General features: G+C 43.2%; 18 protein-coding genes and 1 pseudogene. 14 read left to right on the top strand and 5 right to left on the bottom strand.

The window, feature by feature from the left end:
* Positions 1-35 precede the first annotated feature (35 nt).
* From V7K30_RS02490 to V7K30_RS02470, 5 genes are all read left to right on the top strand, one after another.
* A complete protein-coding gene (locus V7K30_RS02490) occupies positions 36-602 on the top strand; it encodes a DUF6658 family protein (RefSeq protein ID WP_334996775.1) in 567 nt (188 codons plus the stop codon).
* Positions 603-702: 100 nt separating this feature from the next.
* Positions 703-1302: a hypothetical protein gene (locus V7K30_RS02485; protein ID WP_334996773.1), complete on the top strand. Its 600-nt coding sequence runs from the start codon at positions 703-705 to the stop codon at positions 1300-1302.
* Positions 1303-2185: 883 nt separating this feature from the next.
* Positions 2186-2812: an AAA-like domain-containing protein gene (locus V7K30_RS02480; protein ID WP_334996895.1), complete on the top strand. Its 627-nt coding sequence runs from the start codon at positions 2186-2188 to the stop codon at positions 2810-2812.
* A 162-nt stretch (positions 2813-2974) separates the two neighbouring features.
* Positions 2975-3118: a hypothetical protein gene (locus V7K30_RS02475; protein WP_334996772.1), complete on the top strand. Its 144-nt coding sequence runs from the start codon at positions 2975-2977 to the stop codon at positions 3116-3118.
* Positions 3070-3279 carry a tetratricopeptide repeat protein gene (locus tag V7K30_RS02470; RefSeq protein ID WP_334996771.1) on the top strand — a complete coding sequence of 70 codons (210 nt, stop codon included), beginning with the start codon at positions 3070-3072 and terminating at the stop codon, positions 3277-3279. The genes V7K30_RS02475 and V7K30_RS02470 overlap by 49 nt, the downstream gene beginning before the upstream one ends.
* A 207-nt stretch (positions 3280-3486) precedes the next feature.
* Here the strand turns inward: V7K30_RS02470 and V7K30_RS02465 are convergent, their stop codons facing one another.
* From V7K30_RS02465 to V7K30_RS02455, 3 genes are all read right to left on the bottom strand, one after another.
* Positions 3487-3702, bottom strand: a complete 216-nt coding sequence (locus V7K30_RS02465; RefSeq protein WP_334996769.1) for a DUF4351 domain-containing protein — start codon at positions 3700-3702, stop codon at positions 3487-3489.
* A gap of 7 nt (positions 3703-3709) precedes the next feature.
* Positions 3710-3925 carry a DUF4351 domain-containing protein gene (locus V7K30_RS02460; RefSeq protein WP_334996767.1) on the bottom strand — a complete coding sequence of 72 codons (216 nt, stop codon included), beginning with the start codon at positions 3923-3925 and terminating at the stop codon, positions 3710-3712.
* A 405-nt stretch (positions 3926-4330) separates the two neighbouring features.
* Positions 4331-5203 (bottom strand): S-methyl-5'-thioadenosine phosphorylase, encoded by an 873-nt coding sequence (locus V7K30_RS02455; RefSeq protein WP_334996765.1) that lies wholly within the window; start codon positions 5201-5203, stop codon positions 4331-4333.
* A 313-nt stretch (positions 5204-5516) separates the two neighbouring features.
* Between V7K30_RS02455 and V7K30_RS02450 the strand changes: the two genes are divergently transcribed.
* Positions 5517-6641 carry a metallophosphoesterase family protein gene (locus tag V7K30_RS02450; RefSeq protein WP_334996763.1) on the top strand — a complete coding sequence of 375 codons (1125 nt, stop codon included), beginning with the start codon at positions 5517-5519 and terminating at the stop codon, positions 6639-6641.
* A 209-nt stretch (positions 6642-6850) separates the two neighbouring features.
* Here V7K30_RS02450 and V7K30_RS02445 read toward each other — a convergent pair whose 3' ends face one another.
* A complete protein-coding gene (locus V7K30_RS02445) occupies positions 6851-7282 on the bottom strand; it encodes a nucleoside deaminase (RefSeq protein WP_334996761.1) in 432 nt (143 codons plus the stop codon).
* 15 nt (positions 7283-7297) lie between these two features.
* Between V7K30_RS02445 and V7K30_RS02440 the strand changes: the two genes are divergently transcribed.
* The 4 genes and pseudogenes from V7K30_RS02440 to V7K30_RS34170 all read left to right on the top strand — a co-directional run.
* Positions 7298-8221: a nucleoside hydrolase gene (locus V7K30_RS02440; RefSeq protein WP_334996759.1), complete on the top strand. Its 924-nt coding sequence runs from the start codon at positions 7298-7300 to the stop codon at positions 8219-8221.
* Positions 8222-8333: 112 nt separating this feature from the next.
* Positions 8334-9788: a DUF3375 domain-containing protein gene (locus V7K30_RS02435; protein WP_334996757.1), complete on the top strand. Its 1455-nt coding sequence runs from the start codon at positions 8334-8336 to the stop codon at positions 9786-9788.
* Positions 9789-9799: 11 nt separating this feature from the next.
* Positions 9800-10390 (top strand): DUF4194 domain-containing protein, encoded by a 591-nt coding sequence (locus V7K30_RS02430; RefSeq protein ID WP_334996755.1) that lies wholly within the window; start codon positions 9800-9802, stop codon positions 10388-10390.
* Positions 10368-10943, top strand: a pseudogene (locus V7K30_RS34170) (ATP-binding protein); the annotation flags it as partial. The gene V7K30_RS02430 and the pseudogene V7K30_RS34170, both read left to right, overlap by 23 nt.
* A gap of 1794 nt (positions 10944-12737) precedes the next feature.
* On the opposite strand, the gene V7K30_RS02420 reads toward V7K30_RS34170, so the two are convergent.
* On the bottom strand, positions 12738-13286 hold the full coding sequence (locus V7K30_RS02420) for an NUDIX hydrolase (protein ID WP_334996753.1): 549 nt from the start codon (positions 13284-13286) through the stop codon (positions 12738-12740).
* Between the two features lie 139 nt (positions 13287-13425).
* On the opposite strand from V7K30_RS02420, the gene V7K30_RS02415 reads away from it, so the two are divergent.
* The 4 genes from V7K30_RS02415 to V7K30_RS02400 all read left to right on the top strand — a co-directional run bounded on the left by V7K30_RS02415 (position 13426) and on the right by V7K30_RS02400 (position 16974).
* Positions 13426-14478 (top strand): dipeptide epimerase, encoded by a 1053-nt coding sequence (locus tag V7K30_RS02415; protein WP_334996751.1) that lies wholly within the window; start codon positions 13426-13428, stop codon positions 14476-14478.
* Positions 14462-15508 carry a DUF1611 domain-containing protein gene (locus V7K30_RS02410; RefSeq protein ID WP_334996749.1) on the top strand — a complete coding sequence of 349 codons (1047 nt, stop codon included), beginning with the start codon at positions 14462-14464 and terminating at the stop codon, positions 15506-15508. Before V7K30_RS02415 ends, V7K30_RS02410 begins: the two co-directional genes overlap by 17 nt.
* A 310-nt stretch (positions 15509-15818) precedes the next feature.
* Complete coding sequence (psb34, locus tag V7K30_RS02405; RefSeq protein ID WP_334996747.1) at positions 15819-15989, top strand: photosystem II assembly protein Psb34; 171 nt, start codon at positions 15819-15821, stop codon at positions 15987-15989.
* Positions 15990-16191: 202 nt separating this feature from the next.
* Complete coding sequence (locus V7K30_RS02400) at positions 16192-16974, top strand: COP23 domain-containing protein (protein WP_334996745.1); 783 nt, start codon at positions 16192-16194, stop codon at positions 16972-16974.
* The last annotated feature ends 182 nt before the right edge of the window (positions 16975-17156 follow it).

Genomic DNA, 17156 nt, shown 5'->3' with positions numbered 1-17156 from the left:
TATTAGCTTATTAGTATTTTGGTAAGGAGGACTACGTGAACGCGGTGAGAGGATTCTTGAAAAAAATAAGATTGCGCCAGATATTAACTATCTTTTTAGCTGGACTATTGTTGATAGTTAGCACTGCTTGTAGTGGGGCAAATGCTCAAGGTGCAAATCCACAAAATCCTGCTGTACAAGCTGGCGGAGCAAACAATCCTTATAAGAATGGTGGAGACAAGTATACCAACTACAGAATGTCTCCCGATCCGAAAATAGCAAACCCAAAAGCCAATCAGGGACGCGACCAAGCTAGCTTACAACCAAGTTCGCAATTGTTGATTGCTACAAATAAAGAATCCGAAATACTTTATCCTGGTGATGAGACACCAGCAGATCGAGTCAACAAAGAAGCAGAACTGCCATTCATCACAGATAAAGACTTCCGACAACCTAAACCAGGTGGTTTGATTCAGAATGAACCAAATGTAGGAGATCGGGTTAAAGATCGTCTTGAGAGTGTAAAAGAGGCTGTTGAAGAAGCTTCCGGCTTTTTAAAAAACAAGGCAGATGAAGCAAGTGCCAGACCTGAATTACAAAAAAATCCAGCAGTAGGCAGATAGAACCCTTATTTTGTCTGATATGCTTGGAATGCAAAATTAATTCAAAATGCCATCTTGGTTGAAGTTTAACTTAGTCACAAAAACGCAAGGAGTTAGAAGTATGAAAAAAGCAATGAATTGGCTGAAAAACATTCGTCCATTGAAAGTCTTAACTGTTTTTTTAGCAGGAATATTCTTATTTCTGACACAAGCTTGTGGTGATCCAGGAATAGCAACACAGCCACCACAACCTGGCGCTCAAGCACCTAATATCGAACGATACGATCCCACAAAAGATTATCCTCTCTCTTCACCTGCTGGTGGGATAAATAACTTTAGTGATGTAGATCCTAGAGCGAAAGATGAAAAGGCAGCTAATGACAAAGCTGATGCGCTCGTAAAAAATGCTCAAAGGAATATTGATCAAAAGGGAATTGACAGTCGAGAGCAATATGGCCGGAATTTTCAGCAAGGGACACCCCTTGGTGAAAGAGTGAAGAACCTGGGTGAAGATATCGGCAGTTCAGCTGACGAAGTTCGGAAAGGTCTTGTTAAGGGAACTCAGCGAGGAATTGAAAATATTAAGGGTAATACCCAGGATGCTGCTGAAGACGTGACAAAAAATGTTCAGCGTGGGGCTGAGGATGCTGGTAAAAATGTTCAGCGCACAGCTGAGGATGCAGGCAACGCAATGAAGAGGACAGTCAAAGACGTTGATTGAAATTAGTTATTCAATCTCCTGCAAAAATATGAAAGCGCCCACAGACCTTTAGTCTGGGGCTACCTAAACAAAGCCTGCCTACGCAGGCTTTTTTGAGTTTTAGATAATCAGTTAAAAGGGCGATTATAAACCGATTTTTTATTGCTTGTGAGAAATCTGGGAAAATACCTCGAAATATCTACAGGATAAACAATGTAGCAATTTGTGGTAAAATAATTAAAGCTTTCAAGAGCAATAAGCTCGAAAAAAAGGTCTCTATTGGCTATCCTAAATTCAAAGGTGGTTTAGGAAGTTATGCACGTTACATTGCTATCTGTCCGCCAGACTGGAAATACGGTATTTCAGTAGGTCAAATACCGGAGTCTCCCCTGCAAAAAGCAGATAAACCCCTCCACTGGGATACAAAATTGGGTGTATGGGTACGGTGAGATGAAGCAATTCAGTTATTGCTTCCTTACTTAAATGACGAGCGATCGCTTTGGTGAGTCTTTGAACTCCGTAGGCAATTTTTTTGTGCTGTCGGTAATTGCCTGCAACTGCGCTGTAGTAAAGTGTAACTAATTGATAGCGCTGTGAATAAAATCTTAATTTGTTCAGCTAATCCTCAAAATAGGGAAAAACTGCCCTTGGGTGACGAGGCACAGAATTACCCAACTTCTGCATAAGATTGACTCGCAACTAGACAAGCCTCAAAGAGTTTGGCAATCCCATTGTCTTAGCGATGGATGAAGTTGAAAGAGTCTAGGACTTACGCACTGTACAAAATAACTATCTTGTGCATCGACGTAAATACGTTGTTTCAGGCTTTTGTCAAGCACCATTAATTGGATATGATCGCAAAAATATAATTGGAAAATCGAGCTATAAGCCTTGAAAACTATATCTGTTATTTTGGCTTTTCTGTCAATGCGTAAGTCCTAGAGTCTTTGATACTGATTTTCGCTCTGATTTCTTTGGAATGCTGCGAAGCTGGCACAATAGCCGCGCCACTACTCCTATCTGGAAGCAACTGGATTTAGCGCTGGTTACTTCCACCGAACCCAACCAGCTAATTGATAATCTCAACCAATCCCCTTTTAATGTTGGGCTAGTAATTGATTTAGAAGATTTTACAGCAGCACAGGTTGCTGATTTAAACCGCCGTCATGGTTCAACTTTCAACGCTAGTGAAGAAAAGCAATTAATGGCATTACTGGGTGGACATCCTTACTTAGTACGCCTTGCACTCTACTCAGTTGCTAGCGATCGCCTCCATCCTACCGAACTATTTGCCAATGCGATCGCAGATAATGGCCCCTTTGGCAATCATCTGCGTAATCACCTCTTCCGGCTGCATAACAAACAGGAGTTGGTTCAAGGTATATTCCAAATAATTCGCCAGAACACCTGTGAAAATGAGCGCATCTTTTTCCGTTTGCGGGGTGCAGGTTTAGTACGTCGGGAAGGGCGTGTAGTGTTTCCCCGTTGTCAACTTTACGCCGATTATTTCCGGGAGCATCTGCGTGGCTAATCCAAGCATTTACACTCTTAGCACGACTCTCACCTCGTTCCCAATCTCTGACTGGGAACGCTCTCACATAGGCTCTGCCTCTAATTATGAAGTCTGGAGGCGGAGCCTCCTTGTAGGCATTCCCTGCCAGAGTCAGGGAACGAGGGATGATGGGGGATGAGCATGGCTAATCCAAGCATTTACACTGTTGGGGGAACTGTACAGGCTGGCGGTGGTATTTATATTCCTCGTCAAGCTGATGAAGAATTGCTCGGTTTATGTCAGTTGGCAATATTCAAGATAGCCGGGGTTTGGCAAGGGCGCTAACTGGCAATACCAAGGGTGCAGTTGAAGATTTTGAAGCATACATTAAATCAACTGATAACGCTAATGAGAATAAAGCACAACGCCAAAGTTGGATTAATGCCCTAAATGCAGGCGAAAATCCGTTTACACCAGAGGAGTTGAACAAGTTGCGGGGCGAATAGTGGGGCGATGGGTTCCCTCCCCAATATATCGACGAGGATTAGGGAGGGGTAAGATTTAGTGCGTCACCGAATAGCCCGTCGTAGCGATCGCTCTTGCTGTAATCTCAGAAACTGCGATCGCCTCTATAATTTCAAATAATGGTGCGATCGCTCTTACTCTAATTTAATAAACTATTCTGACTCAGACAATTCCCCAATTCTGCTGTATTAACCTTGATTTTGCGTTAACCAAGCTTCTAAATCGGTTAAACCCGAAAAATCAAGTAAAGCCTCTGCCAAATCATCCAACTGTGTTGAGTCTAAAGCTTGAATTTTGAATAGCTGTGCAGGTGGAACAGTTCCAACTTTATGACGAAGTTGTCGGATAACAATCGACAAAGCTTTTTCCTGCTGGATATCCTGATAAATTACAGACTCGCGCATAGCATCATTAACCTTGAGTTTGCGCTAACCAAGCTTCTAAATCGGTTAAACCCGAAAAATCAAGTAAAGCCTCTGCTAAATCATCCAACTGTGTTGAATCTAAAGCTTGTATTTTCAATAACTGTGCAGGTGGAACAGTTCCAACCTTACGGCGAAGTTGTCGTGTAACAATCGATAAAGCTTTTTCCTGCTGGATATCCTGATAAATTATAGACTCGCGCATAGCATCACTCCGTAATAACCTTTTAATCAGCTCCTTGTTTAATACTAGCCCAGCTAAGACTGCTGTTGACGCAGCAATATTACTTTGTGTCCGGGTGACCAAAAAGATTAGAGCAAGAGCGATCGCTCTTGCTCTAATCTAAATACAGCATTTCATTAATTCCTAGCAAATTCAATTTGACAATCCCCTGCAATGCCAATGTATCAGCTTACAAAGCCAATGCGTCGAGTTACAATGTCAATGCGTCAGCTTACAATGCTAATGCGTTAGCTTACAAAGCCAATGCGTCAGCTTACAATACCAATGCGTTCCCCTGCATTAAAAACGCTACGCTTTTACACAGAACTGTATTAAGAAACTGCGTAAGCGTAGCCCGTCATCAACATCGCTCATTCATCACCAATACTACAAATACTTCTGCAACAATAACCCTAACTTTTCCTTTGTCGCTGCTGGTGCTTTATCCAACTGAGTCAAAATCGCATACTGCAACGCCGAATGCGCCTCACTCGGCGGTGGATTTTCACTCAAACGCCGCACAGTTTCTTGAATCACCTTTTGAGCATTCACAGCATTCCGCAGCAAATTGCCAATCACCAATTCCACCGTCACACTATCATGGTCTGGATGCCAACAATCGTAATCTGTCACCAGCGCTAAGGTTGCATAAGCAATTTCGGCTTCCCTAGCCAACTTCGCCTCTGGTAAATTCGTCATGCCAATGATTGTTGCACCCCAACTGCGGTACAGATTCGATTCTGCCTTGGTGGAAAAAGCTGGCCCTTCCATGCACACATAAGTACCGCCGCGATGGAGAGTAACTTCTGGTAAATTGAGAGATGCGATCGCATCTGCCAACACCACAGCCAAATTCTTACAAATCGGATCACCAAAGGCAATGTGAGCAACAATTCCCTCACCGAAAAACGTTGAAATCCGATTTTTCGTTCTGTCAATAAACTGATCTGGCACCACCATATCGAGTGGTTTCGCCTCTTCCTTCAAGGAACCGACAGCACTAGCTGAGATTAAATACTCCACGCCCAATTGCTTCATCGCATATATATTAGCGCGAAACGGTAATTCAGAGGGTAACAGCGTGTGATTGCGGCCATGACGCGCCAAAAAAACTACCCGTGTACCATCCAAAGTCCCCAGAATCAAAGCATCAGATGGTGAACCAAAGGGGGTTTGGATATGCACCTCTTCTACATCTTTGAGTGCGTCCATTTTATACAGACCACTGCCACCAATAATCCCAATACTAGCTTGAGCCATGTCCTGAACCTGTTCCTTGCTGATCTGCTAAGTTATTTTATCGAAAAGGGGAGTAGCAGGCAGTCAACAAAGCGATGTCTACGACGAGCTACGCTTACGCATTTCGTGCCGCTAACACTATTGAATTATTACCCATTAATTGTTGGTTTACGCTAATTGAAGTGCGGATAATTGTCACCATAGCGTGTAATCGTCGATGCTTGATGTATACAAATGTTAAGTAGACACACTCCTGAGCAGGGAGAGAAAGTAAGGGTTATACTTTTGGGAAAAGGCTTATTTTAACCCCTGCTTTTAACATTTTCATAAATCAATGGCTCTCAATTTTCGCTTTGCGGTAGTCAGCGACTTACACCTGGCACTTCCCCACACAATCTGGAATCATCCCAGCCGGTTTCATCTGGTAGAAGTCAGTATCTCGGCGTTTAAAAGTGTACTCGAACATTTAACACAACTCGATTTAGATTTCTTGTTGTTACCAGGAGATTTAACTCAGCACGGCGAACCAGAGAACCACGCCTGGTTACAACAATGTTTAGCCCAGCTACCTTTTCCCGTCTATGTTGTTCCTGGTAATCATGACGTTCCTGTGCTATTGGCTGATCAGCAATCAATCGCTTTTGCGGATTTTCCCTACTATTACACGAAGTTTGGCTATGAAGATCCACAGCAGATTTACTACATTCGTCAGTTGCTGCCTGGAGTTAAGCTGATTGGACTGAATTCTAACTCCTTTAATGACCAAGGTGAGCAGGTGGGGTGTTTGGATGCCAAACAGCTACGGTGGTTAGAAGAGGTGCTAGCGGCGTCTGGTGATGAATTAGTTCTGGTGATGGTGCATCATAATGTGTTGGAGCATTTACCCAATCAATCAAACCATCCACTGGCAAATCGCTATATGTTGGCGAATTCAACAGAACTATTAAAGTTGCTGAGACGCTACGGAATCAAACTAGTATTTACGGGGCATTTGCACGTTCAGGATATTGCTTACTCAGACGGAGTATATGATATTACCACTGGCTCTTTAGTTAGCTATCCTCACCCTTATCGGGTGCTAGAGTTTCATCGGGATAACCAAGGTAAAGAATCGTTGCAAATTGTATCTCATCGGGTAGAATCAGTGCCTGAGTTCCCCGACTTGCAACAGTCATCGCGGCAATGGATGGGCGATCGCTCTTTCCCCTTCCTAGTCAAGCTACTAACTCACTCTCCATTAAACTTACCATTATCACAGGCAAAAGAATTAGCTCCTAATTTGCGAGACTTCTGGTCAATTATTGCCGATGGAGATGCAGTATTAGATTATCCCAACTTTCCGCTAGAAGTGCAGCGTTACATTCAAACCTATAGTGCATTGGCACAGCCCAATCCAGGTATGGCTACTAGTGGAACTCTTACCCTGATTGATAATAACAGCACACTTTTGCTGGATTAGAAGTAATGAGTAGCCTTTTTCCATCAGCCCCCGTACTATTACGCTCAGTGAACTTTGTTTGACAAATCGTTCAAACATTGCACACAGTATTTACCTTGTTCTTTTGTGTTGCTTTTTAGATAGCGATCGCTCCTGCCATAATTCTCCGATCAAAAGTCACCTTGGCAGAGCTACTCCTAACTCCTGTACAGACGCGATTAATCGCGTCTCTAATTACCAATATCTTCATTCCAAAGTTCCGGGTTAGTTTGAATAAACTCACTCATCATTTGTTCGCATTCGTCAAGATTAAGATCAATTACTTCTACACCGTGAGATACCATAAATTCTTTAGCACCAGGAAAAGTTCTGGATTCTCCAGCGATGACTTTTTTAATGCCAAATTGTACCACTGCTCCAGCGCACAGGTAACACGGCATTAAAGTTGAATAGAGTGTTGTACCTCTGTAGCTGCCAACTCTCCCAGCATTGCGGAGACAATCGATTTCGGCGTGGGTGACAGGATCGGCGTCTTGCACACGTTTATTGTGTCCTCTGCCGAGAATTTTGCCATCCTTGACGAGAACCGAACCAATGGGAATTCCACCTTCTTGTCTGCCTTGTTTTGCTTCTTGAATAGCAGCCTGTATAAATTCATCCATATTAATTCTCCTTTTATGTCAAAACAACTCGTATTAATGGATCACGATGGCGGTGTTGATGATTATCTAGCAACAATGCTGCTGTTGACGATGGATCATATTGAACTCCTTGGTGTTGTCGTCACTCCAGCAGATTGTTACGTTCAACCAGCTGTTAGCGCCACACGTAAAATTCTAGATTTGATGGGATTTTCTCATATCCCGGTTGCAGAAAGCACAGTGCGCGGTATCAATCCATTTCCTACTTTATATCGCCGTGATTCGTTTATCGTTGACCATCTTCCCATTCTCAATCAAAGCGAAACCATCACTACGCCTCTGGTTGCCGAAACAGGTCAAGATTTTATCATACAGGTGTTACGTGACGCATCAAGCCCCGTAACATTGATGGTAACTGGGCCGTTAACGACGGTTGCAGTGGCTTTGGATAAAGCACCAGACATTGAAGCCAAGATTCACAAGATTGTGTGGATGGGGGGGGCATTAAATGTCGGTGGTAATGTGGAAAAAAGTCTGGAAGCTGGACAAGATGGTTCCGCCGAATGGAATGTTTATTGGGACGCAATTTCAGCCGCGCGGGTATGGCAAACTCAAATTGAAATTATTATGTGTCCTTTGGATTTAACTAACAATGTCCCAGTCACATCGGAGTTAGTATACAAAATGGGACGACAACGCCACTATCCCATCTCTGATTTAGCCGGACAATGTTATGCACTAGTTATCCCCCAAGATTATTATTTCTGGGATGTGCTGGCAACGGCTTATTTGGGACATCCAGAATTTTATCAACTGCGCGAATGGGAAACAGAAATTATCACCACAGGTCTGAGCCAGGGGCGGACTAAAGTAGTTCCTGGCGGTCGGAAAATTTATGCGATGGATAAGGTAGATAAAGAGGCTTTTTATGCTTACATTTTGCGGCAATGGGCAAGATAAAAACTGAAAATTAGAAATTAAACTTCAAAGTTAGCTGTGTTGAGAAATTACGACTATAGTTGCTTGCATTGTCTTTTCTTAACTCTGCTTTACTTCATGATGAAAAACTGCTATGGAATATGAACAAATTAAGCATGAATTAAAAAACTCTGCCACCCTGAAGCTTTTACGAAGCCATAACGATAACGCTGCTCTAATTCTGAGTTTTTTTTACAAACAGTTTAAGGTAACTCAGCGCATTTCTATCACTCAATCAGAGTTAGAAACTCAGCTGGATAACTATCTAGAGTTTCTGCAAGACATTGATCCAGATTTTAATCCTCGATCGCCTCAAGAGTATCTCAATGAATGGTGTGATGAACAGCTTTTGAGAAAAACGTTTAACAGCAGTGACGATCCAGTATTTACACTAACTCCGGCTGCGGAGAAAGCGATCGCGTGGTTAGAAGACCTGAAGCGGCGAGAAGAGTTTGTGGGAACTGAATCTCGCTTCTTGCAGATTTTCTCACTATTAAAGGAAATTCGCGATCGCAGTACAACGGACATCGAGACGCGAATTACTCAACTAGAACAGGATCGCGATCGCATTCAGCAAGAGATTGACCAAATTCGTCAGACAGGAGTGGTTGATCCCTACAACCCGACACAACTGCAAGAACGTTTTCGTCTGGCAAACCAAGTCACCACCCAGTTAATCGCAGATTTTAGAGCAGTTGAGCAAAACTTTCGCAGTTTAACTCGTACCGTACAAGAAGCTCAACTTCAGCAAGATACTCGCAAAGGAACAGTAATCAGTCGAGTGCTAGATGCAGATCAGCAATTGAAAGATTCTGACCAAGGGCGTAGTTTCTATGCATTCTGGAATTTCCTGATGTCAACTAGCAACCGCCAGGAACTAAAATCTCTGATTAAAAAGATTTATACCCTAGAAGAATTGCAGCCATTAACTCAGGAGTATGGGCTACTGCGTCGGATTGAGCGCATTTTGATTGATGCAGGAGATTATATCGTGCAATCCAATCACCGACTGGCAGAAAAACTACGTCAGATGTTGGATGAACGCAATCTCATGGAAAATCGACGTGTGGCTGAACTGATTACCGAAGTGCAACGCCTTGCCTTACAAGTTGCAACTCTTGCGCCATCAGAGCCAGACTTTTGGGTATTAGAAGGCGAACCAACCATAAATCTGGTGATGGCACGTCCTTTCCATCCATTGGAGGAGTCAGAAATGCCGACATTCTCAATGGATTTCAGTGATTTACCAGAAGTCATGCTGGATGAGGAAATTATTGCACTTTATCAGCAGTTTTATGTGGATGAGGAGACGTTGGTACAACGGATTAAACGAACACTCGAACAGCGAACAGAAGTATTGCTAACAGAACTGCTCCAACTCTATCCAGTCACGCAGGGATTACCAGAGATTGTTGCGTATCTAGCGATCGCCACTCAATGCGATCGTCATTCCATTAATACCAGTACAATTGAATTGATTGTAATTACCAGCTTGGAGCCAGAAAAGCAACTCCATCTGACCTTACCACAAGTTATCTTTTGCCGCTGAGTGCCCAAACAATGCAACCTCAAGCGCCTCTACCCTATGCACACGTCATTCTCAAACTTTTGCGGGGAGCTATTTACAGTGATGATTCACATTGGGATCGATTGCAAAGTTATTTAACTCCAATTAAAGAATATTTTGGCAAGATTGGTCTGCAAGTCCGACATTACGAAACTGAAGGATTTGCCTACCTAGAACAACCCGACCCCGACCCGGAAGACCAGACTGAACCCCTTCCCCGTCTAACCGCCCGCCATCCATTGGGCTTTAAAATCACCGTTTTATGCGTATTGCTGCGTGAGCAACTGCGACAGTTCGATGCTAGCGACGCTACAGGGAGATTGGTTCTTAGTATAGAAAAAATCCGAGATTTGTTGCAACCTTACCTACAGGAAGGGAATAATGAGGAAAGATTTCGGCGCGAGGTGGATGGACTGGTGAAGCAGGCGATGGAATTAGGATTCCTAAAACGCTTGTCTGGACAAGATGAAAATTACGAAGTGCGTCCCATCCTCAAAGCCAAAGTTGATGCTGATACCCTCGAACTCCTGATCGAACTCTTGAAACAAAAGTTAGCGGCTTATGCAAATCGTCCTGCCGATTGAACAAATGGGTGATTTCAATGACAAAGCGCTGGCAGGCTTTTGCCTCCAACGGTTTGAAGTGCTGAATTGGGGAACCTTTGACCAACGCCCCTGGGTACTGGATTTGCAGGGAAACATTGCCTTGCTGACTGGAGCAAACGGCTCAGGAAAATCGACGCTGGTGGATGGATTGTTGACATTACTTGTTGCAAATAAACGCCGGAATTATAACCAAGCTTCCAGCATGACTGGCAAAAAAGAGCGGGATGAGAAAAGCTATGTTCGGGGAGCTTACGGTCGGACTCGTGCGGAAGAATCCTATGGCTCAAAACCCAAATTACTGCGAGACAAAGGAAAGCCTTCGGTGTTACTTGCCTATTTTAGCGATCGCGTCAGCAAACAAGATGTGACACTGGCACAAGTGCTATGGATGCAAGATGGGGAGGTGCGAAAGTTCTTTGTTGTTGCGGATGCCGAGTTAACAATTGCCTCCCATTTCACCGAATTTACTCGGATTGCAGACTTAAAGAAACAACTCAAAATGCTCGGCGCAGAAACGTTTGAGAAATTTGTGGACTATAGTCAGCAGTTTCGCAAACGCTTTGGTCTAGAATCCGAAAAAGCATTAGATTTGTTCAATCAAACAGTCAGTATTAAAGAGATTGGTGGATTGAATGATTTTGTTCGCAATCACATGTTGGAGAAAACGGATGTGCAAACAAAAATCCGTGAGTTGGAAGAAAGTTATGAGAACTTAACTATTTCCCATACTGCAATTCAGAATGCACGAAAACAGTTAGAGGCACTTTTGCCACTAACGGCAGAAGCAGAAAAATATACAAAGCTGAAAAAGGAAGTTGCAAAGTATCAGGAATCTAAAGACGTTGCTCCTGCCTTCTTTGCTAGTAAGAAATTTGATTTGTTAACTCAAGAACTGCAAAAAATTGAACAAGATTTAACTCAGTTGCGATATCAACGAACCGAAAGCGATCGCCGCTTATCAGAACTGCGCGATCAAGAGAAACAGTTATACTCCGCCATCGATAAAGATAGCGATGGGCAACGTTTACAGGAACTAACGCGGGAAATAAAGCAATGCCAGGATCAGGTTAAGACCAAACGCGGTCAGGCACAGGAATACGATCGCCTCACCCAACTCCTGAACCTTACTCATTACACTGATAGCACCACTTTCTTCGCTAATAGAACCCAAGGAGAGGAACTTAAACGCGAAATTGATACAGCGTTACAAACATTAGAAGCACAACGAGATCAAGAAATTACGCTTCGCAGTGATTTGCAAAAACAGCAGGCTAAACTCAACGAAGAGCTAGAATCACTTCGCAGTCGCAAGAGCCAGATTCCTAAAAGAAATCTAGATATCCGCGATCGCCTTGCCCGTGACTTAAACTTAAATGATACCGATCTGCCATTTGTCGGAGAACTCTTGCAAATCCGCAAAGAAGCACAGGAATGGGAAGGTGCGATCGAGCGACTACTCCGAAAGTTTGGTTTATCTGTGCTTGTTTCTGAAGCAGACTATCAAACAGTCAATGCCTATGTAAATCAGACCGATTTGAAGGGACATTTATTTTACTATCGCGTTACTGCTTCAACTCCCAATCCCACACAACGCGCCCTCGAACCCCGTCAGGTTCCCCACAAGTTAGAAATCAAGGAAGATAATGGCAGATTCTCCCATTGGTTACGCGATGAGTTAGTACGCAAGTTGAATTATGTCTGTTGCGATGAAGAACAGTTTCAGCACGAAATCCGCGCCATTACTCGCACTGGGCTGATTAAACATAGCAAAGAACGCCATGAGAAAGACGACCGATTTCGGATTAGCGATGGCAGCCAGTACATTCTGGGTTGGAATAATGCCAGCAAAATCAACGCGCTAGAAACTGAATTGAGTCAGGTTAATAAACAACTTACTCAGATTGAGAAAGAAATTCAATCGCTAGATAGTCAGCTTAAAAAGCGCCGTCAGCAAACATCCTCGCTGGAAAATTTCATGAGATTTACTGACTTCAGCGAAATTGATTGGCGATCGGTTGAACTTGAGTGTCACAACCTACAAAAACAAAAGCAGCAGCTAGAAGCCAGTTCCGACTATCTTAAGCAGTTAAAAGCGCAACTTCAGTCAACCCAGGAAGAAATAGCCCAAGTCGAACAACGACGCGAAGCCTTGATTCGAGAAATTCAGACTTTTGAAAATCGGCAACACCAAGCTAAAACTGAGCAAAGCCACTGTCAAATTAAACTTCAATCTGTTGCTGCTTCAGACATTGATGAATTTGCGACGCGTATGGCGGTAAAACTTAGGCAGTACACGATGACACTCGAAGCGATCGCTCAAGATGAGTCAGACTTGCAAAAATATCTTGAGCAACAACTTCGCCAAAAAGAGCAACAACAGAATGACTCCCGTAGCACTTTGCAAATGCGAATGCTCAACTTTAAGAATGCTTTTCCTAATCTCTTCTGTAATATCTAGTTGTTGCTCTCCAACTTTGCTCACATTTTCTGCTAAAAATAAATGTATTTGATTAGTATCTTTACTTGGCTTATCGTATAAAGTTCCTATTTTTCTAAATTCTTGGGGAATATAACCAGTTTCTTCTCTAAGTTCTCTAATTGCTGCTACTTCGGCACTCTCTTTTGTGGGGTCGAAATTCCCTGCTGGTAGTTCTAAGAAAAATTCACCTACTGCATGTCTATATTGCCGGACAAAAATAATTTCTCTATTACTAGTGATAGGTAAAACCATCGCAACATCAGGCTTAATACTGACAAAATAATCATCTATAATTTTACCGTTAGGCAATTCTATTTCATCTTGCCTTACCTGACACCAGGGGTTATCTAAAACCATTTGTGATTTTAAAGTCTTCCATTTTTTTAAGTTGTTCATAAATTCAGTAACAAATAAAATTATGTATAAAAAATTTAGTCGTCAAGCGATGAATGTAAAAAAGTATAACAGATGCATCCGATCATCTAAACTTTGAACTTACACTGGCTTTTGCAATAGCATAATATGCAGAATAAATATGCAAATAAATGTAAATTTATTTACAGTAAACAAGAGATTTCCGTTGACCATTAGTCGGGGCACAACGGCACAGACAACGAATGTATGGGTGAAGATTTCACATGATGGGATCGAAGGCTGGGGGGAAGCGTCGCCATTCGGTGTGGGTAATCATCGGCAATCAACTGATACGATCAAAGACGCTTTAGAGCAAGTTGTGCCACTGTTGCAAGCATTTAGCCCCTTACAACGGCAGCAAATTGAGCAAGTTTTAATACAAAACCAGGTTCCTTCTGCTGCTAGAGCAGCCTTGGATATAGCAATGCACGACTGGTTGGGTAAGCGCGTAGGATTACCCTTGTGGCAAATTTGGGGACTCGATCGCAACACCATAGTCCCGACTTCTGTCACAATTGGGATTAATTCCCCTGAAGGTGCGAGGGCGAGAGCGCGAGACTGGTTACAATTTACTGATGTCCGGCTTTTCAAGGTCAAGCTAGGCAGTCCCGATGGCATAGATGCAGATAAAAAAATGCTATTAGCAGTGCGAGAAGAAGCACCATTACCAGAATTTTTTGTTGATGCCAACGGAGGTTGGAATTTAGAAGATGCGATCGCGATGTGCAATTGGCTAGGTGAATTAGGTATAAAATATGTAGAACAGCCATTGCCACGGGGGCAGGAAAAAAGTTTAGCAAAACTCAAAGAACACTCTCCTCTACCCATCTTTGTGGATGAAAGTTGTTTCACAAGCTCCGATATTCCCGATTTGGCAAACTACGTGGATGGCATTAATATCAAACTGATGAAATCAGGGGGACTAACCGAGGCGATGCGAATGGTACATACAGCGCGAGCCTATGGGTTGCAAGTAATGTTCGGTTGCTATTCTGACAGTTCGCTAGCTAATACAGCAGCATTACAGCTAGCGCCACTAGCTGATTATCTAGATTTAGACAGTCACCTCAACTTAATCGATGATCCCTTTACGGGTGCATTGGTAAAAGAAGGGAGAGTTTTGCCAAACGATTTACCAGGTTTGGGGGTACAACACAGTGCGTCTGCCACTTAATCAACGAGTAGCTATCTTACTACATGAGGGAACTACTGGGACTCACGGCAAAACAGGGCTTGCAATTTTACGTTATAGTGAAGCCCCAATCGTAGCCGTAATCGATCGCGAGTCTGCTGGCAAATCCCTACCAGAATTAACAGGTATTAAGCGTGATGTGCCAATTGTGGCATCGGTAGCCGCAGCCCTGGAGTACAAGCCGGAAGTTTTGGTAATAGGCATTGCCCCAGGTGGTGGTGCCATACCAGATGATTACTGGCATGAAATTAAAGACGCTCTAGAAGCTGGAATGTCGCTGGTGAATGGTTTACATACACCAATGGCAAACATACCAGAGTTAAATGCACTGCTCAAACCAGGGCAACTAATTTGGGATGTACGAAAAGAGCCGTCTAATATCAGTGTTGCTAGTGGAATGGCACGCACCCTCCCGTGTCGGCGGGTGTTGACGGTGGGAACCGACATGGCGATCGGTAAAATGTCAACTAGCCTAGAGTTGCATTGGGCATCAAAACTACGAGGCTGGCGTTCTAAATTTCTCGCCACAGGCCAAACTGGCGTGATGTTAGAAGGGGACGGCGTGGCTTTAGATGCCGTGCGCGTAGACTTTGCCGCTGGTGCTGTGGAACAGATAGTCATGCGCTATGGCAAAAACTACGACATCCTGCACATTGAAGGACAAGGTTCACTGCTACACCCTGGTTCAACGGCAACTCTACCCCTGATTCGTGGTTCCCAACCAACTCAACTGGTGTTAGTCCATCGGGCGGGACAAGTTCATGTGCGTAATCATCCCCATGTACTAATTCCACCTTTACCAGAGGTGATTCGGCTTTATGAAACTGTTGCTAGTGCTGGTGGTGCTTTTGGAAGTGTTCCTGTGGTGGGTATAGCGCTTAACACAGCCCATCTAGATGAGTCTGCGGCTCAAGAAGCGATCGCTCAAACAATAGCAGAAACTGGGCTACCTTGCACCGATGTAGTCCGCTTTGATGCCAATGTGCTTTTGGATGCGGTGATGAATAATTAGATGTAGATTTTACTTTATCCAAAAATGATTGCAACTGATGAGCGCTAAATACGATTACTAGTAGAGACGCGAAATCGCCGCGCTAACGTGTCTCTAATCTTTTATACCATTTTGGATTTTAGATTTTGCGATTTAAAAAATTGCGTCAGATATGGCGCTTTCGGCAGCTGGGGCAGCTTCGCCTAAATTCCCCATCCCTGATAAATGAATTTTATAGTTACCATCAGCCTTTTTTTGTCAAGTTATATTGACGCTTTGTAACAATATTGTTAAATTTAGTTACATAAGTAAACAAAAAAGAGAAAAAACTATGTACACCACCACTAATGAAGACGGCATTCTCAATAACTACGCAGCTGAACCCCAGATATACTACGCTGAATACCCGGCAATTTGGGAACAACGTAAATACGTTTTACAGGGTCTTTTTGGGAGTTTAATTATCACTACCTTAGTTTTGGTTGGTTTTAGCGTTAGCTAAGATTTTTTGATTTCGGTATCGCTGTATCTCATCGTCATTCGTACTTCTCTCTCTTGCCTCGGCTAGTTTCGCCGGGGTTTTTTGTGTTTTGAAGAGAAAAAAGCAAGAGAGGAAAAAAATAGCGTTTTTGATGAATCAAAAACCAGAATTATTCGTCACTTAAACTATCAATTCCCTACCTATTTCTAGTGGAGGATGATTTATGTCATCAAAACTGCTTCGATTGATATCTTTGGGCAGTATTGGTTTATCTTTGTGTCTGGGCAATTCCGCAGCAATGGCGCAATATGATTCTACTGGCGAGGGTGTAGTAGTACCAACAGTCCCATCAGGCGGTACATCAGCACCAGTACCAATAGACACATCGACAGGCATACCACCTTCACCTTCAGCTGACGGCACAACTCGGTTTACCTGTCAGACTTACAATGGTCAGTATACTGTCATGTATCAGCCACAAAGTCAATCTGGACAATTCTTTCCTTGGGCAGCACCTGCGGCTTTGGGTGGTGGTTGGGATGCACAAAGGCGTTGTGCAGCAATTGCCAGTCGTTTAGAACTTTATCGCCCAGATGGCTTACAAGAACTCCAGACAGCTGTAGAAAATAACGAAAATATTGTCTGCGTCACAACTGAAGCTAACCCAACCTGTAGAATTGTGTTGACAGTACCACGTGGGAAAGACCCTTCTGTTATCCGCAATAGCGTTTTCCAAAACTTGACTACTGCTGACAGTGGACAGCAGACTATAGCCGTTAACACTTATGGCGATCGCAGTAGTGGAGGAAACGAATTATATAATTTAGGACGCACACTTTTGGGTAGTGGCAATAATCGGATTAGTTCATCAAAAGGTGGGATTAATCTGAAACCTTTCCTTGCTCGCGAAGATGGCGGTACTGGAAACAATTTGCGGAGTGGAGTCGCAATTCGTCGTCAGTCTCAACCTAACGGTGCTCGTCTAAATCCTGGTAATTTCCGCTAATGTTTGAATTACTTAACAGGTAAGAGCAATTTCGCAAAACCCAGAAGATATAGTTTTTTCCTGTCACCAAAATACTGAAATCCAGATTTACATTAAGGTGGGTAACAGCCCACCTTAAATCATATCCGGTAAAAGACTTATTATTAATACCGGAGGGCAAAAAGAGCTTAAAAGTATTATTG

The sequence above is a fragment of the Nostoc sp. genome (assembly GCF_036917655.1).
Lineage (GTDB): Bacteria > Cyanobacteriota > Cyanobacteriia > Cyanobacteriales > Nostocaceae > Nostoc.
This window is presented reverse-complemented; position numbering and strand designations above follow the sequence as displayed.